Origin of the sequence: Roseisolibacter sp. H3M3-2 (assembly GCF_029211165.1) — a bacterium.
Taxonomy (GTDB): domain Bacteria; phylum Gemmatimonadota; class Gemmatimonadetes; order Gemmatimonadales; family Gemmatimonadaceae; genus Roseisolibacter.
The window spans coordinates 43988-68666 of the sequence record NZ_JARGEK010000001.1 but is presented as its reverse complement, the minus strand read 5'-3'; the positions used below and the strand labels follow the sequence as shown (position 1 = coordinate 68666).

The 24679-nt window shown below is 71.7% G+C and carries 20 protein-coding genes; 10 read left to right on the top strand and 10 right to left on the bottom strand.

Going from position 1 to position 24679, the window contains the following annotated elements:
• The first annotated feature begins 66 nt into the window (after positions 1-66).
• On the top strand, positions 67-885 hold the full coding sequence (locus PYV61_RS00275; protein WP_275827074.1) for a potassium channel family protein: 819 nt from the start codon (positions 67-69) through the stop codon (positions 883-885).
• Between the two features lie 85 nt (positions 886-970).
• Here the strand turns inward: PYV61_RS00275 and PYV61_RS00270 are convergent, their stop codons facing one another.
• The 3 genes from PYV61_RS00270 to PYV61_RS00260 are packed head-to-tail and all read right to left on the bottom strand — an operon-like array spanning position 971 to position 3234.
• Positions 971-1615, bottom strand: a complete 645-nt coding sequence (locus PYV61_RS00270) for an HPP family protein (protein WP_275827072.1) — start codon at positions 1613-1615, stop codon at positions 971-973.
• Positions 1590-2582: a mechanosensitive ion channel family protein gene (locus PYV61_RS00265; RefSeq protein ID WP_275827070.1), complete on the bottom strand. Its 993-nt coding sequence runs from the start codon at positions 2580-2582 to the stop codon at positions 1590-1592. The genes PYV61_RS00270 and PYV61_RS00265 overlap by 26 nt, the downstream gene beginning before the upstream one ends.
• A gap of 46 nt (positions 2583-2628) precedes the next feature.
• Positions 2629-3234, bottom strand: coding sequence for a hypothetical protein (locus PYV61_RS00260; RefSeq protein ID WP_275827068.1), 606 nt, complete (start codon positions 3232-3234; stop codon positions 2629-2631).
• A 330-nt stretch (positions 3235-3564) separates the two neighbouring features.
• On the opposite strand from PYV61_RS00260, the gene PYV61_RS00255 reads away from it, so the two are divergent.
• Positions 3565-5460, top strand: a complete 1896-nt coding sequence (locus PYV61_RS00255; protein WP_275827066.1) for a cation:proton antiporter — start codon at positions 3565-3567, stop codon at positions 5458-5460.
• 132 nt (positions 5461-5592) lie between these two features.
• The gene (locus PYV61_RS00250; protein ID WP_275827064.1) at positions 5593-6513 is read left to right on the top strand and encodes a GntR family transcriptional regulator; all 921 of its coding nucleotides are present in this window, start codon (positions 5593-5595) and stop codon (positions 6511-6513) included.
• Here the strand turns inward: PYV61_RS00250 and PYV61_RS00245 are convergent.
• The 7 genes from PYV61_RS00245 to PYV61_RS00215 form a co-directional block, all read right to left on the bottom strand.
• On the bottom strand, positions 6470-7885 hold the full coding sequence (locus tag PYV61_RS00245; protein ID WP_275827061.1) for a DUF2254 domain-containing protein: 1416 nt from the start codon (positions 7883-7885) through the stop codon (positions 6470-6472). The genes PYV61_RS00250 and PYV61_RS00245 overlap by 44 nt on opposite strands.
• Entirely contained in the window at positions 7882-8373 is a 492-nt protein-coding gene (locus tag PYV61_RS00240; RefSeq protein ID WP_345785191.1) for a YetF domain-containing protein, read from the bottom strand. Before PYV61_RS00240 ends, PYV61_RS00245 begins: the two co-directional genes overlap by 4 nt.
• Before the next feature lie 11 nt (positions 8374-8384).
• Positions 8385-8795, bottom strand: a complete 411-nt coding sequence (locus PYV61_RS00235; protein ID WP_275827058.1) for a hypothetical protein — start codon at positions 8793-8795, stop codon at positions 8385-8387.
• A 65-nt stretch (positions 8796-8860) separates the two neighbouring features.
• Positions 8861-10702 (bottom strand): L,D-transpeptidase family protein, encoded by a 1842-nt coding sequence (locus PYV61_RS00230; protein ID WP_275827057.1) that lies wholly within the window; start codon positions 10700-10702, stop codon positions 8861-8863.
• Positions 10703-11101: 399 nt separating this feature from the next.
• Positions 11102-12523, bottom strand: coding sequence for a bifunctional alpha,alpha-trehalose-phosphate synthase (UDP-forming)/trehalose-phosphatase (locus PYV61_RS00225; protein WP_275827055.1), 1422 nt, complete (start codon positions 12521-12523; stop codon positions 11102-11104).
• Positions 12520-13245 (bottom strand): hypothetical protein, encoded by a 726-nt coding sequence (locus PYV61_RS00220; protein ID WP_275827053.1) that lies wholly within the window; start codon positions 13243-13245, stop codon positions 12520-12522. The genes PYV61_RS00225 and PYV61_RS00220 overlap by 4 nt, the downstream gene beginning before the upstream one ends.
• 86 nt (positions 13246-13331) lie before the next feature.
• Positions 13332-14258: a hypothetical protein gene (locus PYV61_RS00215; RefSeq protein WP_275827051.1), complete on the bottom strand. Its 927-nt coding sequence runs from the start codon at positions 14256-14258 to the stop codon at positions 13332-13334.
• Between the two features lie 539 nt (positions 14259-14797).
• On the opposite strand from PYV61_RS00215, the gene PYV61_RS00210 reads away from it, so the two are divergent.
• The 7 genes from PYV61_RS00210 to PYV61_RS00180 all read left to right on the top strand — a co-directional run bounded on the left by PYV61_RS00210 (position 14798) and on the right by PYV61_RS00180 (position 24356).
• Positions 14798-15430: a hypothetical protein gene (locus PYV61_RS00210; protein ID WP_275827049.1), complete on the top strand. Its 633-nt coding sequence runs from the start codon at positions 14798-14800 to the stop codon at positions 15428-15430.
• Positions 15431-15536: 106 nt separating this feature from the next.
• A complete protein-coding gene (locus tag PYV61_RS00205; RefSeq protein ID WP_275827047.1) occupies positions 15537-16454 on the top strand; it encodes a DUF2382 domain-containing protein in 918 nt (305 codons plus the stop codon).
• 132 nt (positions 16455-16586) lie between these two features.
• A complete protein-coding gene (locus PYV61_RS00200; RefSeq protein WP_275827045.1) occupies positions 16587-17585 on the top strand; it encodes a metallophosphoesterase in 999 nt (332 codons plus the stop codon).
• A 6-nt stretch (positions 17586-17591) separates the two neighbouring features.
• Positions 17592-18677: an AI-2E family transporter gene (locus tag PYV61_RS00195; protein ID WP_275827043.1), complete on the top strand. Its 1086-nt coding sequence runs from the start codon at positions 17592-17594 to the stop codon at positions 18675-18677.
• An 896-nt stretch (positions 18678-19573) separates the two neighbouring features.
• Positions 19574-20449 carry a hypothetical protein gene (locus PYV61_RS00190; protein WP_275827041.1) on the top strand — a complete coding sequence of 292 codons (876 nt, stop codon included), beginning with the start codon at positions 19574-19576 and terminating at the stop codon, positions 20447-20449.
• 604 nt (positions 20450-21053) lie between these two features.
• Positions 21054-21443, top strand: a complete 390-nt coding sequence (locus PYV61_RS00185; RefSeq protein ID WP_275827039.1) for a hypothetical protein — start codon at positions 21054-21056, stop codon at positions 21441-21443.
• 1299 nt (positions 21444-22742) lie between these two features.
• Complete coding sequence (locus PYV61_RS00180) at positions 22743-24356, top strand: ATP-binding protein (RefSeq protein ID WP_275827036.1); 1614 nt, start codon at positions 22743-22745, stop codon at positions 24354-24356.
• Positions 24357-24679: the final 323 nt, after the last annotated feature.

Sequence of the window (24679 nt, the reverse complement as noted above, 5' to 3'; positions counted from 1 at the left end):
CATGTCTGACCCCAAGACCTCGCGCGCGGCTCGGCGCGCCGGCCACCCACACCGCGCGGACGCACCGTGACCGGCCCAGTCGGTGCCGATGAACCTGGAGGTGCCGAGCGCCTCGAGGTGGAGCGGCACGCGCTGCTCGAGCAGGTCGCCGCGTTCCTCGAGCAGCCGATGGCGGTCCTCGGAGTCGTCTGGCTCGTGCTGGTCGTCGTCGAGCTCACCGTCGGGCTCTCACCGTTCCTGACGGCGGTCAACTACGCGATCTGGGCGCTCTTCGTCCTGCAGTTCGTTCTGGAGTTCGCGCTCGCGCCGCGCAAGCTGGCCTACCTGCGTCGCAACTGGCTGTCGGCGGTCTCGCTGCTGCTCCCCGCCCTGCGTGCCGTGCGCCTCGTGCGCGCGCTGCGGCTGCTGCGCGCCGCGCGCGGCGCGCGCCTGGTGCGCGTCGTGAGCTCGGCCAACCGCGGCATGCGCACGCTGGGGCGCGTGATGGGGCGGCGCGGGCTCGGCTACGTGGTCGCGCTCACGCTGCTCGTCAACGTGCTCGGCGCCGCCGGGATCTACGCGTTCGAGCGCGACGCGGCGGGAGGCGCGATCACGAGCTTCGGCGTCGCGCTCTGGTGGACGGCGATGACGCTCACCACGATGGGCGCAGACACCTTTCCCCAGACGGCCGAGGGGCGGCTCCTCGGCCTGCTGCTCGCGATCTACGGCTTCGCGGTGTTCGGCTACGTGACCGCGTCCATTGCGAGCCTGTTCGTGGCGCGCGACGCGGAGACCGACGAGGGCGAGTTGGCCGGCTCTCAGCAGATCGACGCGCTTCGGACCGAAGTGGCGACCCTCACGCGGCGCGTCGAAGCGCTGCTGGAGATACAGGATCGCCGCAAGTAGCCGCCGCGAGCTCGCGGGGCTGCCACGCGGGCCGACGAGTGCTCCGCCGGACTTCTCGCCGCGCGCCGACCGCGACGGTCATGCGTCATGCACGCCCTCGGCGCCCGTCAGCGCCACTCCTCCTGCCCGTATCATTCGCGTGCGGGGGTACGTGGGGCCTCTCCGGTCGCGCACGGAGGCGCAGCAGGCTCCACACCGCCACACGCTGCAGCCCGATGAGCACTACCGTGACGGCCAGCGCGAGCGCGAACAGCACGAGGTTCGATGCTTCCTCGGCCCGCAATGCGAAGCTCATCGCCGTGGCCACCGCGGGTGGGTGCACGACGTCGAGCAGCACCATGCCGAGGATCGTGCCCACGAGCGCGAGCGCCGCACCCGCGTATCCGGCTCCGAGCGTGACGAAGGTGAGCCAGCCGAGTCCCGCTGCGAGGGACTGCGAGAGCACGAGCGCCTTGACGCGATTCGTGCCGTGCTCGGGATCGAGATAGATGAGAAACGCGCTGGAGGCGAGCGAGGCGAACAGCAGTCGCTGCATGGTGAGCGCCTCGACGAGCGACAGCACCCCGAGCACGGTGGCTGTGGGGAGCGCCGCAAGCGCCAGTTCGTTTCGCAGGGGCAGGCGGCGACGCTGGCGCCGCAGGCCGGCACTCGAGGGCTCGAGGCTCTCACGGCGGGGTGCGTCGACCGCCGTAGGCCCCGCGCGATCACCGACCGACGCGTGCGCCGCCATTCGCCCCATCGCCGCGCGCGTCGTGCCGCGCGAGTAGCGCCGCGGCGATGCCGCGCGCCTCGGGCACCTCGCCCTCGCCCGCCGGCCACCCCTCGCGCTGGCGCCCGCGGTCGCCGTCGGTCGCCTCGGTCTGGTCGTGGAAGAGGATCTGCCGCGTCGGGAACGGCAGGTCGATCCCGGCCGCTGTCAGCGCCTGCTTCACCGCGGTGAGCACGCGGTCCTGGGCCGCGAGGCCGTCGCCCATCGGCGACTTCGTCCACCAGCGCGCCCGCAGGTTCACCGAGGACCCGGCGAGCTCCACGACGATGACGTCGGCCTTCGGGTCCGGCTCGACGTCCTGCGCCTGCTGGAGCGCGTCGAGGATGATCGTGCGCGCCCGCTCGACGTCGTCGCCGTAGCCGATGCCGACGTCGTACTGCCAGCGCCGCCGCGAGAACGCGGTGTTCACCGTGACCGAGTTCGTGTACAGCTCCCCGTTGGGGATGATCACGCGTCGCCCGTCGTAGGTCTTCAGGTACGTCGCGCGCGTCTGGATGTCCTCGACCGTGCCCTCGTAGTCCTTGTACCGGATCTGGTCGCCCACTCGGAACGGGCGGGTGACGAGGATCAGCAGCCCGGCCAGGAAGTTCTGGAAGATGTCCTTGAACGCGAAGCCAATCGCCACGCCGCCGATGCCGAGCGTGCTCACCAGGTTCGCGGGCGTGAAGCTCGGGAACGCGGCCGTGACCGCGATCAGCACGCCGACGACGAGGATCGCCACCTGCGCGAGCCGGCCGATCGCCAGCTCCAGCGTCCGGTGCTCGCCCCGGCGCTGCGCGTTACGGCGGATGAGCGCGCGCACGCCCTTCGCGACCAAGAAGAACAGGACGACGACGACGAGGCCCAGCACGACGCGCGGCAGTGCGGCCGCGAAGCCGTTGAGCATCCGCCGCACCGTCTCCCACGCGGCGGACAGGTCCAAGCTCATGCGCTCACACCCCGCGTCGCAGTCCTGCGCACGGTTCGGGCGGCGGTCACGAGGTGCGCGCCCCCGTGAGCCCGCGCAGGGCCGCCGCCGACCGCTCGAAGAACCGACGGACGGCTTCCGTCTGCGCCGACAGCGGTTGGTCGGAGCGGACGGCCGCGGCGGCCTGCCGCACCTCGGCCGCGCGGTCCGTCAGCGCGGGCGGGCCGCCCTCCTGCAGTGTCTGGAGCAGGTCGCCCGCGAGCACGAACGACTCGCTCGCGATCCGGGCTCGGACCAGGGGCTCCGGATCGCGCTGCACGCTGTCCGCGCGCGCCCTGAGCGTCCCGAGCCGGTCCCCCACGCGCGCTGCCACCGCGGTGTCGCGCGTCGCCAGCTCCTCGATGCCCGACGCCAGCAGGCGCAGGCCAACGGCGGCATAGTCCCGGGCGACGGCAGTCGAGTCTGGGGCTCGCTGCGTCTCGACGTGCTGGAGGAACGCGGTCACGGCCGCCGACGGTCCCGGCACGCTGTCCATCGCCGGCACCACGGCGGCCGCCGCTACCGGGTCGGCGGCGACCCCAGCACCGGGCGGCGCCGGCAGCGCGGTGTCCGACGCCACGGCCGCGCCGCGCTCGGCGCTGCACCCCAGCGCGAGGAGGGCCGCACCGAGCACGAGCCCCGGGATGCTCCGGGACGCTGCAGTCGACCCGCCCCGTCTGGTGTGTGCCTCGGTCATTCCCTCACCTCGAATCGTCTGTGCGGCAACCGGGACGCCGCTCGCGCCGGTGACCTCGTCCGGGCTCGGCGGGCCTACACCGGCGTATCACGTCCCGAACCGGCTGCTGCAGCAAGAATGCCAGGCCGCCGTAGATGCGGCAGCTATCGCGCGCCATTCCAGCGGGTCCTGCGGTGATGAGGCACACGGAATGCAGCATCGCGCGGGCGGGCGCCAGACACCATCCAGGATGACGCCTTCGCAGCAACGGGACCCCTCCCTCCCTCCGTGCATAGCGTCGACCCCGCCCTCCTGACGATCGCCCTGGCCGTAGCCGCCGGGCTCCTCGCCCAGATCATCGGGCACCGGCTGCGCGTCCCGGCGATCGTCCCGCTGCTCGTGCTCGGCGTCGCGCTGGGCCCGTCGGGGCTGGGGGTCGTCGTGCCGTCGGCCCTCGGCGGCGGGCTGTCGGTGATCGTGAAGCTGTGCGTCGCCGTCATCCTCTTCGACGGTGCGCTCAACCTGCGCATCGCCGACCTGCGTCGCGCGATGAAGGAGGTCCGCAACCTCGTCACGATCGGCGTCGCGGTGTCGTGGGTGGGTGCGACGCTCGCGGCCTGGCTCATCGCCGGCTTCAGCGTGTCGGTCGCGATCGTCTTCGGCGCGCTGATGACGGTCACCGGGCCGACGGTCGTGCAGCCGCTGCTGCGCCGGGTGAGCATCCCGCGCCGCGTCCGCACGGTGCTCGAGGGCGAGGCGATCCTCATCGACCCCGTGGGCGCGGTGCTCGCGGTCGCCGTGGTCGACGTCGTGCTCGGCCTCGCTGGCGTGCATCCGATCGGCGTCCTGAGCGGGGCCTGGGGCTACTTCGGCCGCCTGCTGGTCGGCCTCGTCGCCGGCGGCGTCGGCGGGCTCGCGCTCTCCTGGACGCTGCGCCGCCGCGGGCTCGTGCCGGCGGAGCTGGTGAACCTCGTATCCCTCGCCTTCGTCTGGGCGGCGTTCGCCGCGGCCGAGTGGGCGCAGAGCGAGGCCGGGATCATGGCGTCGGTGGTGATGGGGCTCATGATGCAGCGTGGCACGGTCCCCGAGGAGCGTCGGCTGCGGCGCTTCAAGGAGCAGCTCACGGTGCTCGGCATCAGCATCCTCTTCGTGCTGCTCGCCGCAGCGCTGCCGCTGGACATCGTGCGTGCGGAGGGGTGGCGTGGAATCCTGACGGTGCTCGCGCTCGTCTTCGTCGTGCGCCCGCTGTGCGTGCTCGCCTCGCTGCACGGCAGCGCGCTCACCTGGCGCGAGCGGCTGTTCGTTATGTGGATCTCGCCGCGCGGCATCGTGGCCGCGTCGGTCGCGTCGCTGTTCGCCGTCGTGCTCGACGAGGCGGGGTTCGCCGAGGGGACGCGCATCCTCGCGATCACCTTCATGGCGATCGCGATCACGGTCACCCTGCAGGGGCTCACGGCCTCCACGGTCGCGCGGCTCCTGGGCCTGCGCAGCCTCGCGCACCAGGCGGTGATCATCGTGGGCGCCGGGCCGCTGGCGCGCGGCCTCGCCGAGGTGCTGCAGCGCCACGGGCGCGCGGTGACGCTGGTGGACCGCAACGAAGCCCTCGTCGACGGCGCGCGGGCCACCGGACTGGACGCACGGGTCGGCAACGCGCTCGACGAGGACGTGCTGGCCGAGCTGGGCGCCGAGGAGGCGGCGACGGTGGTGGCCGTGACGACGAACTCGGAGGTCAACGCGTTCGCCACGCACCTGGCGCACGACGCGTTCGGCGTCGAGCGCACCTTCCCCGCCCTCGGGCACCCGAGCCGCGGCGCAGGCCCCCGGCTGCTCGAGCGCGTCGGCGGGCGGATCGCGTTCGGCCGGCCCGTCGACGTGCGGGCGTGGGAGGCGTCGCTCGAGGAGGGGACCGCGACGTTCGTCACGTACCGCGTGCCCGCCGGCGGGCCGACGCGCGCGAGCCAGCTCCCCGAGGGCGTCGTGCCGGTGGCGCGGGTGCAGGGGCAGAGCGCCGAGATCGTGACCGCGGACCTGGCCTGGCGGGCGGGGGACGAGCTGGTGCTGCTCAGCCGCCTGCCGGAGAACGCCACGGCGATCGCGCTCGCCCCGGCGGCTCCCGCAGCCGGCGACCCGAGATCGAACGGCACGGGCGCCGGCCGGCGGGCGCCGCGCACGCCCAGCGAGTGAGCAGATTCGGCGTGCGCGGAGCACGACAGCGCGGACGAGCGGGCTCGCGTCCGCGGCGACTTGCCGCGCCCGACGCTTACGTCGACCCTTAGAGCATGCGAGACGACTCATCGCCAGACCCGGAGCACGCTGATGGCGCGCCGTGACGACATCAGCGACACGCTGCGCCAGCGCGTGCTGAGCGCGCTCCACTTCGGCACCCTGCGCGCCGGCAGCCGCCTGCCGAGCGCGCGCGTCCTCGCGGCCGAGCTGAACGCGGATCCGCGCGTGGTGATCGCCGCCTATCGGAGCTTGGAGGCCGAAGGGGTGGTGGAGCGGCGGCCGCCGTCGCGGGCGCACTTCGTCGTCGAGACGCGGCCGGCCGCCGGAGCGCTCGCCCCGACGGCCGAGTGGCTGGTGGAGGTGTTCGCGGGCGGTCTCGCTCGGGGCGTGCCCGCGCCCGACTTCCCCGAGCACGCGCGGCGGCACTTCGAGACGCTGCGCCTGCGGGCGGTCTGCGTCGAATGCAACCGCGACCAGCTGGTCTGGCTGTGCCGCGAACTGCAGGAGGATTACGGGGTGGTCGCCACGGGCGTCGAGATCGAAGCGTTGCGCGACGACGAACCGTTGCCGCCGGCGCTCCGCAGTGCCGACCTGCTGGTGACGTCCGCCAGCCATGCGGAGGAGGTACAGCGCCTCGGCGAGCGCCTAAGCAAGCCCGTCGTGGTCGCGACGATCCGACCCGACCTGTCTGCCGAGATCGCGCGACTGCTCGCCGAGGGCCCCCTCTACTTCGTCGGCACCGACCCGCGTCTCGAAGGCAAGCTGCAGTCGCTGTTTCCTGACGCGCCCACGGGGCACGTACGAACCATCCTGGTCGGTCGTGACGACGTGGGCGCCATTCCCGAGGGGGCGCCGGCCTACGTGCTGCGCACCGCGCGCGACCTGCTCGGCGGGGTGCCGGCGCACCTGCGCCCGCTCTCCACGCTGCGCGCCTTCGCGCCCGAGACGCAGCGCGAGATCCTGCGCTTCATCCTGCGCGGGAACGCGGCGGCGCTGGGGGCCCGTTCCTGACCCATTCCGCCCGCGCGCCCGTGGGAAGCGCGCGTGCCTCGCGAGCGGTCGCCAGCGCGCGGGCCGCGAGCTCACGGAGCCGCCCGCGGTCATATGGCGAGCTCACCCCGGCCTCCGCATCACCGAGGACCCGCTCGACGTGTGCGGCGACGAGCTGCCGCCGCTGCGGCGACGCCGCGCACGACGCGACCAGCTCCAGCATCGTCAGCAGACGCGCCGCCGCGGCGGCGTTCGACGCCGCGCTCGCCCGGATCTCGTCCACCGCGAGCGCGAGCAGCGAATCGAACGTCGGCCCGGGCGCGATCACTCGCAGTGTGCCGTCACGTGCGCGCAGGCGCGACTCGACGCGCCGAGGCGCGAGGCGCGCCAGGATCGCTCCGAGGTGGTCGATGCACGTCGTCGCGGTCGTCGTGTCGTTGACGCCGGGCGACAGGGCCTTCAGCGCGATGTCGACCAGCTGCCGCACGCCGAACGCGGCGTCCTGTTCGACCGTGCGGAAGCTGCTCACCGTGAACACCTCGCGCAGCGCGCGGCACCAGTCGCCTCCCTGCTCGCGGCCCGGCGCGTCGGAGGGCGCGCGCGGCAGCGCCCAAAGAATCGGAACGCCCTCGACCACGAACTCGCCAACCGCCGCGACCAGGCGTACGACCAGGTCGTGCCGGTCGGCGACGCGCAGGAGCGCGTCCGCGTCTACCGCCTGCACGTAGCCCGTCGCGGGTGCCGTCACGGCCGTCCATCGCGCGTCCAGGGTGACCGCGAGCGCGGCATCGGCTTCGTCGTGCGGCGCCTCCTCCCCCACGTCCTCGGGAAAGAGCCGGTCGACCACCTGCACGGTGTCACGCGTGATCCGGGCGACGATGGTGGACGCCTGCAGCGCGCTCGCGAGGTGGTGGATGAAGAAGATCAGCGCACCCACGCCGGCCATGGCGAGCGCGATGCCGAGGACCACGGCGATCGAGGGCACGAAGCGGCCCTCGTCACCGCTCCGGATCGTCCGGACCACGAGCAGGCAGTAGGCGAAGATCCCCACGTACGCGCCGAGGACCACCTGGCTCACGCGGTCGCGCATGAAGTTCCGGAGGATGCGCGGCGTGTACTGGCTTGACGCCTGGGTGACCGCCACCATCGTCAGCGAGAACGTGAGCCCGGCCACGGTGATGATGGCCCCGGCGATCGCCGAGAGCATCGCCCGCGAGCTCTCGGCGCTCGCGCCGAAGATGCGTGGGAACCGGCGGAGCACGTCGTCGTCCACGCGCGTCGACAGTTCGATCATCGCGACCGCGAGCACGGCCATCGCCACCGCGATGCCGCTCGGGACGAACCACAGGGTGCCCGTCAGCCGGACCCAGAGCGCGCGCGGGCCGCCGCTCACGACGACACGGCTCGGGGGCCCACGTCGCGCTCCACGACGCTCAGGGACCCGTCGGTCTCGAGCACCACGACCTCGACGCGCGCGAGGTCGTCCATGCCGGCCTCGCGCATCGCGGCGCGCAGCTCGTCCTCGGTCACGCGCTCGCGCCGCATCGCATCGGGCAGCATCTCGCCCCGGCGTGCGAGCATCCGCGGCTCGGACTTGACGAGCGTGCGCACCCGCCGCGACCGCACCGAGGTCCAGGTGATCGCGTACTGCAGCCCGATGAGCACGGCGAACGCGACGATCCCCTGGGCGAGCGCGACGTCGCGCGACGTCAGCACCGTGGCCATCGTGGAGCCCAGCGCCACCGTCACCACGAGGTCGAAGGCGTTCAGCTTCGAGAGCGTCCGCTTTCCCGTCATGCGCAGCATCGCCACCAGCGCCGAGTAGCTGAGCACCCCGACGAGGAGCGTGCGGAGGATCGGCCGCCATCCGTCGAACAGCATGACCTCCATGGTCAGGACTCCGCCACGGGCGTCCGGTGTGGACTGGCGACGAGCCGCCGTACCGCGTCGAGGAGTATCGCGAGCGACACGGGCATCGGGAGCGACTCCGTCACGCCCGCCTCGGCAGCCTCCGCGAGCTCGGATGCGCGCACCCGGCTGGCGAGGCTCAGCACTGGCGTCGCAGCGAGCACGGCGTCGGCCCGCACCGCCTGCGTCACGCAGCATCCGCTCCTCAGCCGCGTCGGGTGCATGGTGATCAGGAGATCGGGCCGAAGACGCCGCGCGGCCTCGAGCGTCACCTCCGGATCGTCGACCGTGACCACGTCGTAGCCGTGGTGGCGCAGGTACGCCTCGCAGATCTGGAGCGCGTCACCGTCCGTGCCCGTCGCGAGCACTACCTGTCTGGCGCGAGCCGCATCCATGCTGGCCTCCGTCGCCGTGCGCCGGGGCGCTCGGGGTGAGCGATCCCCCATCGCCTGCGCTGGCGTCATCCCTCCGAAAGCCGATCCGCGAGCCGGGCCAGCCTCCCCACCACTGCAGAAGTCCCGGGCGCCTCGGCTTCCTCGCCGAGCGCGTCAATGAGCGTGGTGTCGTGGTCGTAGAGGTCATCGCGGAACGCGACCTCGCCACCCTCGTCGAACGCGGTGAGGTAGATCAGGTAGACGGGGATCTTCGCCGGCAGGCTCACGCGCACCCGGCGCCCCTCCCGGAGCGTCTCGTCGATCCTCTCCGCGGTCCAGCCGGCGCGCTCGGCAAGGACGAAGCGCGCCAGGGCGGCAGGGTCCGCGACCCGGACGCACCCGTGGCTGTAGGCGCGCTCCCGCCGGTCGAACAGCGCCTGCGCCGGTGTATCGTGCAGGTACACCGCGTACTCGTTGGGGAACATGAACTTCACCCGGCCGAGCGCGTTGCTGGGTCCGGGGCGCTGTCGCACGCGGTAGCGTGAGGAGAACAGCGCGCCGTCGCTCAGCTCCCATGGGTCCACCACCGGCGCACCGTCGCCCCAACCGCGGACGATCTCGTAGCCGTTGCGCGCGAGATACCCGCGGTCGCGGCGCGCGGATGGAAGGATCTCGTTCACCGCGATGCTGCGCGGGACGTTCCAGAACGGGCCGAACTGGACGTAGCTCATCGAGTCGCTGAAGATCGGCGTGCGCCGCGACGCGAGTTCACTCCCCACCACCACGCGCATGCTGAGCATGCGCCGCTCGCCCTCGTAGGCGTCGAGGCGGAAGGCCGGCACGTTCACGACGACGTAGCGCTCGCCCATGGCCGGGGGCAGCCACCGATAGCGCTCGAGGTTCGCGGCCACCTGCCGGGCGCGCCGTTCGGCCGGCACGTTGAGCGCCGCGCGCGTGCGCGGGCCCACCACGCTGTCGACGGCGAGGCCGTGCCGCGCCTGGAAGTGGGCCACGGCGACCGCCAGGCCCCCGCCGTACGTGCCGACGTACGTGCCATTTTCCGCGCCGGTGCGCAGGACGGGGTTCACCGCCGTCGACTCCCCGGCGCCGACCGCCCCACCACGGGACAGGTATCCTTCGGCCGTGAGCCGGGCGCGGAGCGCCGCCAAGTGCGGCGTCGACGCGCCGGGCCGCAGCGTGGGGCCCTCCGGGACCAGCGGCCACCCCCCGGCGGCGGCGATGCCCCGGTAGCGCCCGAGGGCGCCTACGAGCGTCGCGTAGCCGTCGTCTGAGGGGACGAGCCGCGCCAGCGCCGCCGGCAGGTCGGGCGCGCGGAGCGTGCGCTGGAGCGCGCTGTCCACGTCGACGGCGCGCGTCTCGATGTGCCATGCGGATTCGATCTCGCTCGGCCGGAGTCTGCCCGTCAGCATGTCGGTCGCGTAGGCGACCAGCGATGCGGTGAGTGCGACGTCGGCGCGCGCGCGTGCGTCGTCGCCCGCGTCCGAGCGCTCCACCGCAGCCAGGGCATCGGCCAGGCCCTGCAGCCCATAGTCCGATCGGCGGAGCCCGTGCGCGTGCGCATCGCTCAACGCCTGCAGCAGGGCGGCCGCGCGCGGACTGAGGAGGCGGTCGCCGGGGGTGGTCCACATGGGGGCACCGCCGGCGGCGGCGTACAGCGCGCGGGTCCGGTGCCAGGCCGCCTGGCTGATGGCGGCGGCCGGCGTGTTCGACAGCTGCCGCTCGATGGCTGCGCGCAACGAGTCGGCACTCGGAGCCCCGGGGACGGAAACGGCGACCGAGCGCGCAGGGGCGGACGGGCTCACGGTGGGTGGCGCGGCAGCGTCTCGCGTTGCCGGCGCTGCCGCGACGATGCCGAGCAGGCTCGCCGAAACCGAGGAGAGCAGGACCGGAGTGCGCCAGGTGGCCATGGGCTCAGGCGTCTCCCGGGGCGTACCCCAGAAGCGTGCCCGCCAGTGCGCCCCGCCGGCGCTTGCCACTCGACGCGGCTGCGGGCCGCAGCTCGACGCCTTCGCGGCACCACCGACTCCTCCTTCGTCCCACACGCTGCTGCGTCATCGCTCCCCCGGTCCGAGATGCCCGCGCACGACGCATCAGGGATGCCATATGAAGCGCAGTCGACGCATCATATCGTGGGGAGCGCGACCGCTGAGACATGTATCTGCGTCATACGGCAGATCCTCCCCAGGCTAGGCGGAGCTCAGCGCGCTCGACGCGCTGCCAGCAGGTCGCCGCGCCGTCATGGCGGCCGCGGCCGTGGGATCAGCAGCAGCGGCGCCGCCGTCAGCCCGTCGGGCCGACCGGCCGCCTCACTCGCTCGCTGCCGCACGGCGCGTCTCCTCGAGCGCCGCGAGGAAGGAGTCGGCCCACGCGTGCACGTCGTAGCTCTGCACACGCGCGCGCAGCGTGCGCATGCGCGCCTGCCGCTCATCGCGTGGCATGGTGAGGGCGCGGTAGTACGTCGCCGCCGCGCCGTCGACGTCGTACGGGTTCACGCACAGCGCGTCGGTGAGTTCGGCGGCCGCGCCGACGAACTCGCTCAGCACCAGCACGCCGTCCTCGTCGGCCCGGCACGCCACGAACTCCTTGGCCACGAGGTTCATCCCGTCTCGCACCGGCGTCACCAGCATGACGCGGGCGGCGCGATAGAGCGCCAGGAGCTGCGCGTCGGGCACGCTGCGGTAGAGGTAGTGCACCGGCGTCCACCTGGGTGTCCCGAAGGCGCCGTTGATGCGGCCCACGAGCGCATCGAGCTCATGCCGGAACTTCTGGTAGGCACCGACCGCGGTACGCGACGGCACCGCCACCTGGATGAGACGCACCCGCTCCCGCAGTTCCGGGTGTCGGACCAGGAGCTGCTCGAACGCCAGCAGGCGCCGTGGGATGCCCTTCGTGTAGTCGAGTCGGTCGACGCCGACGAACAACGCCACGTCGTGCCCAGGCGCGGTGCCGAGCGCGAGGTCCGCAAGCTGCGCGTCCACCTCAGGTCGAGCGGCACGCTCCTCGTACGCGGCGGCGTCCACGCCCATCGGGAACACGCCGACGCGCACGGTGCGTCCCTCCATCACGACCGCATCCGGCTCGGCCGGCATCCGCAGGATGCGCCGCACGGACTCGGCGAAGTGCCGCGCGTACGCCGGCGTGTGGAAGCCCACGAGGTCGGCCCCGAGGAGCCCGCGCAGCACTGCGTCGCGCGCGGGCATCGTGGCGAACACCTCGTCGGACGGAAACGGGATGTGCAGGAAGAAGCCGATGCGGGCATCGGGAAGACGCCGTCGGAGCAGCGCCGGGAGCAGCATCAGCTGGTAGTCGTGCACCCAGATCCGGTCGCCGGGGCGGTACTGCGCGACGACGGCCTCGGCGAAGTGGGCGTTTGCCGCCTCGTAGACGTCCCAGTGCTCGACGCGAAGCGGCACCTGGTCGATCAGGTAGTGGAAGAGCGGCCAGATCGCGCCGTTCGACACGTCCTCGTAGAAGTGCGTCACCTCGCTCCGCGTCAGCCACACGGGGACCGTGCGATGCGCCGCGAGCAGCTGCGTCAGCTCGGCCCGGCGCTTGGCGCTGGCCGGCGCCGCCTGCCCCGGCCAGCCGATCCAGAGGCCGCCCGTCCGCTCGTGCGGGCCGCGCAGCCCCGTGGCGAGACCGCCCATGCTGGGGAGCACGTGGGTCTCCCCGTCCATGATCGAGACGGTGACCGGCAAGCGATTGGAGACGATGAGCAGTCGACTCATGGGCCGACGTGCGCGCGTGGCGGATGGGTGCCCCGACGGCGTCTGCGCTTGCGCGCCGAACGTCCGCCGGAGGGACCGGTCTCGCGGACCGTGGGGCGCGCCGTCGCGGGACCGGCTTCCGGACTCGCGGGCGCCGGCACGGGTCCCGGTGCCGCCGGGTCGTGGCGCGTCGTCGTGCGATCCGGCGCACGCGGCGCGCGCGCCATCTGCCACAGCAGCATCGCCATGAGCGCCACCGCCGCGAGATGGGCGGCCAGGACGTGCCCCCAGAGGTCATCCGCGACCTGGTGGCTCGTCACGACGTACAGCGCGGCGAGGGGAACCGCCACGGCGACGAGTGCCACCACGGTCGCGGCCAGGACTCCAAGGGCGCGACCGTCGACGCGCCGGGCCGCGGTCGCCGCGAGCACGCCGGCCAGCACGAACGCGCCGCACTCCAGACCGGTGAACAGCGTCGCGAGCTGCGTCGTGCCCCGCCACCCGCTCGACCCGAAGGCGCGCGTGACGTATGCGCAGAGTGTGGCCGCCGTGTCGAAGGGCAGCCCGCGCCCGAGGTCGACGGCGAGCAGCCACAGGGTGGAGACTGCCGTGCCGCCCACGCCCGCCACGACTCCGCGCAGCAGCGTGCGCCCACGCACGTCGGACCGCACGCTCCGAGGGACGCGCTCCCGCTCCGACGAGTGGGTAACGGCATCGTCGAGCAGCCGGTACCAGGACGACACCTGCACCTCCTGACATCGCGCCGTCATGGCACCCGTGAGCGGCGCCCTGGAGGGCCTTGCCTCCGCAACTCGGCGATTTCCGACGCTCACCGCGGTCGGGCGGGATCACCCCCTCGCGAGGGGAACACGACGCCAGCCGCCGGTAGCTCGGCGCTCACGACTCGCAGTCCGTTCGCCCGGACGTAGAGGGGCACCCGCGCGAGCGTCGCCGCCTCCGCGGCACTCAGCCCCCACACGGCCCGCGCGGTCGCCGGGTCGCGCGGCACCGGCCGGAGCACGCCCGCCAACACGACCGTCTGCCCGGGCCGGATTCCCAGTTCGATGGCCGGCGCCGGCGCCAGCGCGACGAAGAGCTGCCGGTCGGCACTCGACCCGACCCAGAGCGCGTTCCTGCCCACCGCGCTCCGGACGGTCACGCCGAGCAGCGCGACCGCGCGTCCGGAGAGCGCGGCGGGATCGGGCGTGTCGAGGATGGCGTCCAGATCGACGAGCGGCGCGACGGGCTCCGGGATGGTGATCGGTGCCATCGGCGCCGGCTTCGCGCCGCCTCTCGGCGTGAGGGCCAGCGCGGTCATCACGACCACCGGCTGCCGTTCGTAGAGGCGCCACCAGTTGCCCCCCAGCGCCTCGCCGAGCTCCTGCTCGATGGCGCGCTGGTCGAACAGGCGGACGCGGCCGGTCACCTGCACGATGTCGTCCTCGACGCGCCCGGCGTCAGCGAGATCGTCGAGCAGCGCGGGGAATCGGCTCGAGCCGACGACGAGCAACTCCTCGCCGGCACCGAAGCCTTCGCCGCCGATCGAGAACCATCGGGGGCCGAAGACGCGGTTCACCTCTCCGCTCACGGTCACCACCCTGCCCTCCGCCTGCGCCGGGTTCGACTGGATGGCGTCGACGGTGGCGCCCCACGGCACCGCCGGGCCGGACGGCGTCGCGCGGGGGGTGCACGCGGCTGCGGCGACGGTCGTCGCGACGCCGAGCACGAGCGCCCAGCGGCCGCGCACGCCGGGCACCGTGTCTCTGCTCCTCGCCTCGCACCGACGTTCTCGCACGATCCGCGGTTGTCGCATGTGGTCTCCTGCGTTGGTGATCCGGCGCCGGAGGCGCCCTGGGTGAAGCCGTGCGCGAGGGAGCAAGCGAATCGTCGACCCGGGCCCCGCAGCGTGCATCATCGGTGCCGTTATACGTCATGCCAAGTGCGTCATATAGCCAGAATGCGCGGCTCAACGGCGGAAGGAACGCCATACACGTGTCTCGCACCCGCTAGCGAGGCCACACCGACTCGGGCGCGGACGAGCGCGCCGGGTTCGCGCGAGCCGTCCAGTCACCAGCCGAGGTCGAGTGTGATCAGAGGTGATGAGGGTCAACCATCGGACCGGGTAAAGACATGGAGCATGTTTGATGTAGTATAAATCGGCACAGAGGCGTATTTGAGCACTATGAGTGTGTCATTCGCGCGGCTCCTGGCACCGGGCATGCCGTCAGGGGGCCTTGAACTGACGGAGCACCGTGCCAACGCGGCGACCCGCCACCCTCAACGAGGAGATCTCAAATGGCCGAGCTACATATCGAGCGAAAGGAGCGAAGCGCCTGGCCCTGGGTGCTGGCCGGCGCGCTCCTGCTCGCGCTCCTGCTCTGGTACTTGTTCGCCCGTGACGGCGCCGACCGCGTGGCGGTCGACCTGCCGGACGCGACGACGTCGGTGAGCGCCGGCGCCGTCGTCGGCGACGGCATGGGCGCTGCTGACCTGCCCGCCGAGGTGAGCGAGCTGGTGCGCTTCACGGAGACCCGCGCGGCCGACGGCGCCGGTCCGGCGCACGACTACACGGCGGCCGGGCTACGCCACCTCGCCGCCGCGCTCGGCGCCGTCGGCGGCAGCACAGCCGGGAACGTCGACGTGCAGGCGCGCATCGCGGAGATCCGCCAGCACGCCGACGCCATGCAGCGCGACCCGGCGTCCACCGAGCACGCGCTCCAGACGCGCGAGGCGTTCCTCGTCGCGAGCAGCCTGATGCAGCAGATGCAGCAGGGCCGCGGAGACGCGGCGGTCGGCGCCGTGCGGGAGGCGCACGACGCCGCGACCGCGATCGAGGCGCGGACGCGGCTCCTCGACCAGACGCAGCGAGTGGAGCGCTTCTTCGACCGCAGCGCGAACGCCGTGCGCGAGCTGGCGCGGTCGCGCTGACGCGCGACGTCCAACGCCCGGGCCCTCTATCCGCGCGACGAGCGCGCCCGGGCTTCGACCACCAGCCACGCATTCAGGGCCACACCACATCACGGAGGATCACATCATGAGCACGCGAGACGGGAACGACCGACATGTCGGCTACGACGAGACCACGCGGACCATGGACACGGTGTCCCGTGGGCGGCTGGCGCACCTCGACGATCTCGACGATTTCAAGGTCGCCGACGGAGAGCCCGACATCCGGGGATGGTCCGTGCGGACGAGCGACGACCGGGAGGTCGGCGAGGTGAAGGACCTGGTCGTGGACTGCGGCGCCATGAAGGTCCGCTACATGGAGGTGGAGCTGGACGGCAAGGCGCTCGACCTCGGCGAGGACCGGCACGTGCTCGTGCCCATAGGGGCGGCGCGCCTGAACGACGACGAGGACGTGGTCGTGCTGGGCGGGCCGGCGGCCGAGATGCTGGGCCTTCCGGCCTACCGTCGCGACGCCATGTCGCCCGACCGCGAGCGTACGCTGCGCGACACGTACGGACGCGGCGGCGCGGTCGACGCGCGCACCGCCCGGGCGGACGGCGACCTGTACGACGGCGACGGTCGCTTCGACGACAGGTCGTTCTTCGGCGCTCGGCGCAGCGGCCGCGAGGACGCGCCGTACGTCATGACGCGCTCGGAGGAGGAGCTGGCGATCGGCAAGCGGCAGGTCGAGGACGGCGCGGTCGAGCTCCGCAAGACGGTCGAGACGGAGCAGGTGCGACGGACCGTCGCGCTGGCCCATGAGGAGGCGACCGTCGCGCGACGCCCCATCTCGGCGGAGGACGCAGCCCGCGGGGACAGGACCGTGATCGGCGAGCGCGAGATCCGGGTGCCGCTGATGGCCGAGGAGGTCGTCACCGACAAGCGCGTCGTGCCGAAGGAGGAGCTGGTGATCCGCAAGCACGTCGTCCAGGGCGAGCAGGTGGTCGAGGCCGACCTCCGCCGGGAGCGCGTCGACGTGGACGGCGCCGATGGTGGCACGCGCTGACGCGCGCTGACACCGGGTCGTGGGACGGAGCGCCGCGCACGGGGCGAGGTCTCGTGTCGGCGCCGCCCCTGAGACACCACGCGGTGCTCCGCCCGCCCCCCCGTCCGCACCCTCAGGCCCCCCTCCCCTTCCATGACCTACGCGGGCGACCCTCCGCGCGCCACCCGGGCCGCGCCACCGGCGGCGGGTGCCGCCGGTTCGTTCAGGGCGGGAGTCCTGGCGCGATACACGAAGCGTGCGGCCGCGGTGCTCGGCGCTGCCGGGGCAGGACTGCTGCTCTGGGGCGCGCTCGTCGAACCGCGCCTGATCGACACGGAGCACGAGGTGGCGCCGATCCCCGGCCTGCCGTCCGCCTGGGAGGGACGGCGCATCGCGCTGATCGCCGACCTGCAGGTCGGCATGTGGGGCGCGAATACCGGGACCGCGCGACGCATCGTCGCGCGCCTCGCAGCAGATCGCCCTGCCGCCGTCCTGATAGCTGGCGACTTCCTGTACAAGGCCGGCGACGACCTCGCCGAGCACGTGGCGCAGGCAGTGGCCATCGTGCGTCCGCTGCCGGCGGCCGGCATCCCGACGTACGCCGTGCTCGGGAACCACGACTATGGGATGGACGAGCAGGATGACCGACGGGAGAGCGCGATGGCCGAGCGGCTGCGGCGAGCCTTGGAACAGGCGGGGGTTCGGGTGCTGCGGAACGAGGCCGTGCCGCTCGAGGCGCCTGGCGCCCCCGAGGCCGGCGCGGGGGCGCTGTACCTCGTCGGCGTCGGCTCACACTGGGCGGGCGAGGACGATCCCGCGGCCGCGCTCGCGCAGGTGCCCCGCGGCGCCTCGTCGGTCGTCCTGATGCACAACCCGGCTTCGTTCACGCGCCTGAGCGCCGGGGCTGCGCCTGTCGCGCTGGCCGCGCACACGCACGGCGGCCAGATCCGCCTCCCGTTCACCCCGGACTGGAGCTGGCTCACGTTCGTGAAGGAAGACGCCGTCCACGCCGACGGCTGGAGCGACGCCACCTTCGGCGCCGCAGGGAACCGCCTCTACGTCAACCGCGGCATCGGCTTCAGCGACGTGCCGATCCGGATCAACTGTCCGCCGGAGCTGACCCTGCTGACGCTGCGCCGCGCCGCTCGGTAGCGGACGATGGGACGACCGATCCCCTCCGGCGGCCTGCCAAATGGGGTGCCCCTCTCCCAGCGCGCGCTCGTGATCGCGGGGGTGCTCGCGGCGGTAGCGGGCGTGCTGCTGCTCGTCTGGTTCGCGCACCGAGCGTTGCTCCTCGCCTTCGCCGGCGTGCTGGTCGCCGTGCTGCTCTCGACGCCCGCGGCGCTCCTCCATCAGCGTGCGCGGCTTCCCTATCGAGTCGCGCTCTTCCTGGTGCTCGTGCTGCTGGGTGGCACCATCGCAGTCGCCGTGTCTTTGAGGGGACCGGCGGTCGTCACCGAGGTCGACGCCTTGCGCGACTCGCTGCCCCGGGCGCTCGACGCGCTGCGTGATCGCGTCGCGCAGTACCCCTGGGGACCGCGGCTCCTGGACGGCGTCCCGACCATGGCGGAAGTGGTCGGGGACCAGCAGGCGCTGGCCGGTCGCGCCCGTGACTTCGCGGCTCGCCTCCTCGCCCTGCTCTCGACGGGGCTCATCATCCTGTTCACCGGCCTCTTCCTCGCCGTCGAGCCGGGGCTCTACGTGCGAGGCGTGGTGCGGCTCGTTCCGCCGCGCCATCGCGAACGGGCGCGCGTCGTGATGGACGAGGTCGGGCGCGCGCTTCGCTGGTGGCTGCTGGCGAAGGTCGTGTCGATGTTCGTGATCGGCGTCGGCACCGGGGTTGGACTCTACCTCCTCGGCGTCCCGCTCGTGTTCTCACTGGGCCTCATCGCGGCCCTGCTCACCTTCGTCCCGAACATCGGGCCGATCGTCTCGGCTGTCCCCGCCGTGCTGCTCGCGCTCGTGCAGGGCCCCCGCCTGGCGTTCTGGGTGGTGCTGCTCTACCTCGGGGTGCAGGTGGTGGAGAGCTACTTGATCACCCCGTACCTCGAGCGCCGCACGGTGAGCCTACCACCCGCGCTGACGCTCACGGTGCAGGTGCTCCTGGGGGCCGCCGCGGGTGTCCTGGGGATCGCCCTGGCCGCGCCGCTCACCGCAGTCGGGCTCGTGCTCGTCCGCATGCTGTACGTGGAGGATGTCCTGGGGGACCGCACGCTCACAGGCTCCGAGCAGAACCCCGGATAGGATCGCGGGCTGGGCATGTCATTGACCTGCAGCAGCAAGCACGAGAATGCGCCTCAGAGTATCTGCGACTCGTACGGTGCCTGCGAACGGCCCGGCCGCCGACGCGGGGCGACCGAGCCGCTGGCACCGCTGCCCGTGATCCGAGTGGCGGGCCCGTTCAATGAGACCTGCTAGCCCTGCTGGTCTGAAGAGGTGTGCGACGACCGGTTGAATCGGCAGGGAGTGGAGCCGAGCCTGCGAGTGTGCCTACGCTCGTGACACGAGCAGCACTCTCTCGTCCCCTGCGTCCCGGCCCGCTCCCGCAGACCCCATCGACGCGAGCGACGCCCGCGCCATCCTCCGGGACGCGCCGAGTACCTTCGAGCACCGTCGTCGGGCACTCGAGTTGGTCCTCGATCGGACGACCGGCGCGCGGAGTACCGTCCCTGAGTTCAAGAACTAGAAGGCTGAGCGAGCCTGGCGTGCGCGCGCCTGCCTCGTCGTGGCAGAGTGGGGACGGATCAAGCTCCGTGGCGCAGTGGCAGTACAGCCGGAGGCGCTTGCTCGCATTCGTGGCCGACCCGAGAGGGCGAGGTGTTCACTCGCTTCGCGCGCGCTGGCGCCCGGGAGTGGCTCGACACGGACGCAGGTTAGGGATCGCGCGGCAGGCAGAACCGACCGCTCGGGTGACCCGCGCGAGGAGCCAGCGGTGTGCGGACTCGGCCTGCCGTCAACTGCCGAGCGCCCGCGAGCCCCGGCGGCAGCGCGCTGCGGCGAATCCACCTAGGCTGGCGCCGTCCCCCGGACCCATGACGGTTCGGCGTGCCCTCCAGCCTTCCCGGACGATGCCCGCAGATCAGCACGAGCAGCCCACCTCCGGTGCCCCTGCACCCCCCCTCGGTACCCCAGCCGCCAGCTTGTCGGGCGCTTGGGCCTCCTACGTCCCGTTCCTCGCCCCCTACTTCCCGTTTCTCGATGTTCGGCTGACCGTCCAGGTGCTCGGCCGGTGCCGGTGGCGCACGCTGTCGCCGACGGCCCTCTACGAGGCCTGGCCGGCGCTGGCCGCACGCGCCGGCGTGCCGGACGTGCCGGCGTGCTGGTACGACGGGCGGTGGTACCCCAAGGGGGACGTGGTGCTCAACACACTCCTCACCGGCCTCCCGTTCTCCGAGGTCTCGGAGTCCGGACGGATCGAAGTCTCTCCGGGCACGATAGGCGCCGCGGCGCCGGCGCCCGAGTGCCCGGACGTCGGCGGCGCCATCGCGCGGGGGGGCGTGGCGGTCCCGGCCGCGGTGCTCGCCAGCTCGCATAGCGCCGGCACCGGCGCGGGGCTGACCCCGATCCTGCCCTATCGACCGCGCGCCTCGGAAGCGGGAGCCGCGTCAGCGGAGTCCTGCTCCATCGCCTGGCGCGGCGCCACCTCGCTGTCCGCCCTCGCGGCGTTCCCCTGGACCCGCCCCCTCGATTGCGCAGTCTACGTTCCGTCCTTCTGGTATGAGGACTATCTCCGGCAGGTGGAGGCGGGCGAGGGGGGCCTCCCTCGGTTCTTCGCGCCCCAGCCGACGCCGGGTGCTCGCGTAATCGAGGAGTCGGCAGCACGCGACCCGATAGCCCGCGCCGCGGCTGAGGGCCGTGGCTCCACGCTCGTACGCGTGCGGTGTCGCCTCACCTACGGCGAGGCTGCCGGCGCTTTCCACTCGGCGCTCCTACCCCTCTTGGCGGCGGTGGCGGCGCACTACACCGCCGAGAGCGGCGACGCCGCGGATCTCCGGCTGCTGGGCAGTCTCGGGTAAGGCAGCCGGATTCCGGCCGCAGCGCGGTTCGGCCGCGAGAGCCTGTCCGGCCCTCGTGTGGTGCGCGCGAGACGCGCCGGTGCCGCTCGGCGGCCGCGTTCCTCGCCGCCGGCTACTCCGTCCCGCTGCGGGGCCGGATGACCACCGGATCGCCGAGAGGCCGGCGGCGCGAGCGGCGCGGGGCCGGGCGGCTAGGCTGGGCGCACGGCGCCACGGCGGCCCGTTGCGGCCAGCTCGCGCATTTGAGTAGCCAAAGGAGGCCGGTCTCGCGGCCACTGCTGTTACGAGACGCACCACGAACTATGTCATGCAGTGCCGGATGGGGTGGTCGCCAGGTCGTTACTGCGAAGGAGCATGAACCAGCCGGACCACGCGCCCCCCGTCGATTACGCCGCGCACACGTCCGATTCACGTTCAGGATCACGTGCGTAGCGTCACCGTCAAGGGCGCCGCTCGCGCGGGCAGCCTCTCCCCGCCATGCGGGCCGGGGTCCCGGGAGCGGCGGCTCCGGACATGCTCTCGCCGGTTCGTGGCCGCTTGCAACCGCCCTGAGTGTGAAGGAGCGGGGTGGAGCCGAGCCCGCAGGCGCATCTACGCTCGGCACATGACCGACTTCCCGTCCTCCCCATCCCTCGCGACCGCCTCCGCGGACGCCATCGACGCGAGCGAGGCGCGCACCATCCTCGGCGACGCACCGAGCACCTTCGAGCACCGGCGTCGGGCACTCGAGTTGGTCCTCGACCGAACGACCGGCGCGCGGAGTACCGTCCCCACCTTCGACGATCCGCGCGTTGAACGAGCCTGGCGTGTGCGTGCCTGCCTGATCGTGCCGGAGTGGGGCGGCGTCAAGCTCCCGGGCGCGCAGTGGCAGTACAGCCGGCGCCGCATGCTCGCGTTCGTGGCCGACCCCTTCGAGTCAGTGACGTCAGCGGGCCCGATCATCTCGGCTCCCTCGGTCCCGGTCGTCGAGACGGAGGCCACCGAGCGCCCCTGAGGAGCATCAGGAATGGAGAGTGGCGCCCGGTCGAACGACCGCTGGAGTGGACGCGCCAGAGAGGACGTTGCAGCCCAACGACTTAGCCGTTCTCCATTCGCGGACCGCGAGCGGCGCCGAAGTGCCGCTCTCCATTTGGGCTCTGCTGGACTGCGTTGGTCTAGGTTGGCCGCGGATGGAGAGTTGGCCCTAGGGAGAGCGCTCTCTCCATTCGTTGATCGGCGTTCATCTCGCCGAATGCGTTGCACAGAAATGGAGACGTGAGCGAACCGGGCCGGTGAAGCGCCGGGGTAGCGCAAACGCGAGCCGCTGGTCGTGCCGCTCTAGGCTAGCCGGCGAAGTGCACACCATGCTCGGCCTGTTCTTCGAACGCGGCGGACGCTCTCGACTGACGCTCGCCGCCGGGCCGGCATTGGCCGCCGAGGTGAGTCGACCCGTCCCGCGCCCGGCCCGCATCGCGGTTGTGGCGGCCACCCAGTATGTGGCCGCCGCAGGCCATCTTCGGAACCATCCTCCCCGCATGGCCCTCGGCTGCAGAGGAGGACGACACTTAGCGGACTCCAGCGTATTGCTTGATTTATAACAGAGCGCTATGCTGTGGGACCTCAGGCGGCACGTTTTATAACGGATTGTTATACACCAAGCGATGCCGTCTTCCGCCTACCGTGCCCTATTCGGTCTTGCCCGGGACCAGATGGGCTACGTGACGACCGCCCAAGCCGCCGCCATCGGTGTGCGCCCGATGACGCTGGTCATGATGACACGCCGCGGGGCACTGGAGCGCGTTAGCCGAGGGGTGTACCGCCTTGTGGACTTCCCAGCGCAGCCACTCGGATCGTACATGGAGGCCACGCTCTGGCCGTATGAGCGACCGGGTGTTCTCTCGCACGGGACGGCGCTCGCTCTCCACAAGCTGGCCGGGGGCGACTCGGCGAAAGTGCACATCACGGTCGCCGCGGACTTCCGAATCCAGCGAGACGTCCCCGAGTACCTCGTCGTGCATCGCGGGGAGTTGACGCCTTCGGACATAGGTCGGTTCGAGGGCATGCCGATTACTACGGCCACTCGTACGATCCGGGATTGCATCGCCGCGCGCTTAGACGGGATGCTCCTCGCACATGCAGTGGAAGAAGCGCGACGAGCCGGTATGGTCGACGCTTCGGCCGCAGCCGACTTGCAACGGGATTTGCGCGTCGCACTAAGCGACGACGCTGAAACCGGAGCTTCAGTCTCACACCTACGGACTGCTCGCACTAACGAGCTAGGCGGGGCCAGGCAGTCCGATGCGAGGAGCCCGACATGAGTGCTGCGCGCGCGATTACACCCTCGTCAGGTCGTCGGCGACCTTTCCCGCTGGTTGCCGATCAACAGTTCATCCTCGCAACCCGCGATACGGGCTATCGCAGTATCTCGACGGCGGTAGCGGAACTGATCGACAACGCGCTCCAGGCAGGTGCCACGACGATACACATTTTCGTGCGTGAGGCACTCGACGCGGATGCCGTGACGGGAACGTCCAGGCGGCGTGTATCTATCGCGGTCCTCGATAACGGTTCTGGCATGACGGCCGCGGCCCTTCGCACCGCGCTGCAGTTCGGCGGGTCAGACCGATTCAACGACCGAAGTGGCGCTGGTCGTTTCGGGATGGGTCTTCCCAACAGCTCCGTAAGCCAGTCTGGGCGGATCGAGCTCTACTCGTGGCGCGATGGGAAGCGTGCCCTGTACAGCTACCTCGACGTGCACGAGATCGCACGCGGCACCATGCGCGAGGTGCCGGCACCGGCTACGTGCGCAGTCCCTCAGTGGGTACCCAGCGCGCTTGCGGTTACGGGGTATGGTATGCCTGCCAGCGGCACCTTCGTGTTGTGGCCTCAGTGCGACCGGCTGCCTTTTCGCAAGGCGTCCACTGTGCGCACCAAGCTCATTGGCGCGCTCGGAAGGACCTATCGCCATGCTATTCGAAACGGCACGAAGCTGCTTGTCGACGGTGCAGAAGTCCCGGCGACCAATCCGCTGATGGACTGGGGAAGCGTGGCGGAGAAACACGGCCCTGCTACGCAGTACGGAGAGGAGCTCCGCTACGAGTTCAAGGTTCCCTCATCTCCATCACGCACGTCAGTTGTTCGTGTGCGATTCACCGTCCTCCCGATTCGCCAGTGGGCGCCCCTGCCACTTGAGGTCAGGCGCGAGCTGGGGGTCATCGGCGGCGCGGGCGTCTCCGTGGTGCGTGCGGGGCGGGAGGTGGACTTTGGGTGGCACCTTATGGGTGGCAAGCGCCGAGAGAACTACGATGACTGGTGGCGCTGTGAGGTGCGTTTTGAACCCGAACTGGACGAATACTTCGGCGTGACGCACAGCAAGCAAGGGATTACCCCGCACCCTCTCCTGCAGGACGCGCTCGAGGCCGATCTCGAGCGGATCGCGCGCACGCTGAACGTACTCGTTCGTCGAGAGTTCGTCCGAGTCTCAACCGGCGAGAACGCGAGAGTCACTGCTCAGAAGTCGGCATCGCCGGGCCCGTCTCCAATCTTAGCGATGCGGGCGGTCAAGATCGCGAACGAACGGGAGCCATTTCTTCCAACATCCGATCGGCGGATCCGCCGCTATCGCATTCGCCACGCACCGCTCACATCGGCGCGATTCTTTGTCACGGCGTTGGAGAAGGGAGAATTGGAAGTCACACTCAACAGCGAGCATCCGCTGTACGGTGCAGTGACCAGCACAGGCGCCGGGTCTCGCGAGCTTTTCGACTTCATTCTTCTCGCCGCAGCCCGTGCGGAGGTCGCGACGCGCCCTACATCGTTCGCAACTCCGCACGCGAGGCCGGAACCGGGGTCCACTCCTGACGCGGCTGAGCAGTTTCTCGAAGCCTGGAGCGATGCTCTCGCCGCGTACTTGAGTGGCCGCACATGACAGCGCCACATCCTGTTACCTCCCTTTCCGCGCCTGCTCCGCAATCCGCCACGCTGTTACAGCGCCAGGCCGCTGAGAGAGAGCGCGGGGCTGCGTCCTCAACGCAGCAATCCGGTATTGGTCGGGATGCCGCCTGGGTGCGACTCGATGGGTCGCTCAGCTGCGGTGCGGACGGCGTACGAATGCTTCGCGCAGGTGCGCGCTGGCTTCGGGCTGCCCAAACCGTCGGTGACGCAAGGGCTATCACCACGGCCAGGTCGCGTCTGCTCGCAGCGGTCGAAGATTCAGCGCTGCTTCCGAGCGAAGCACAAGCGGTACGCGTC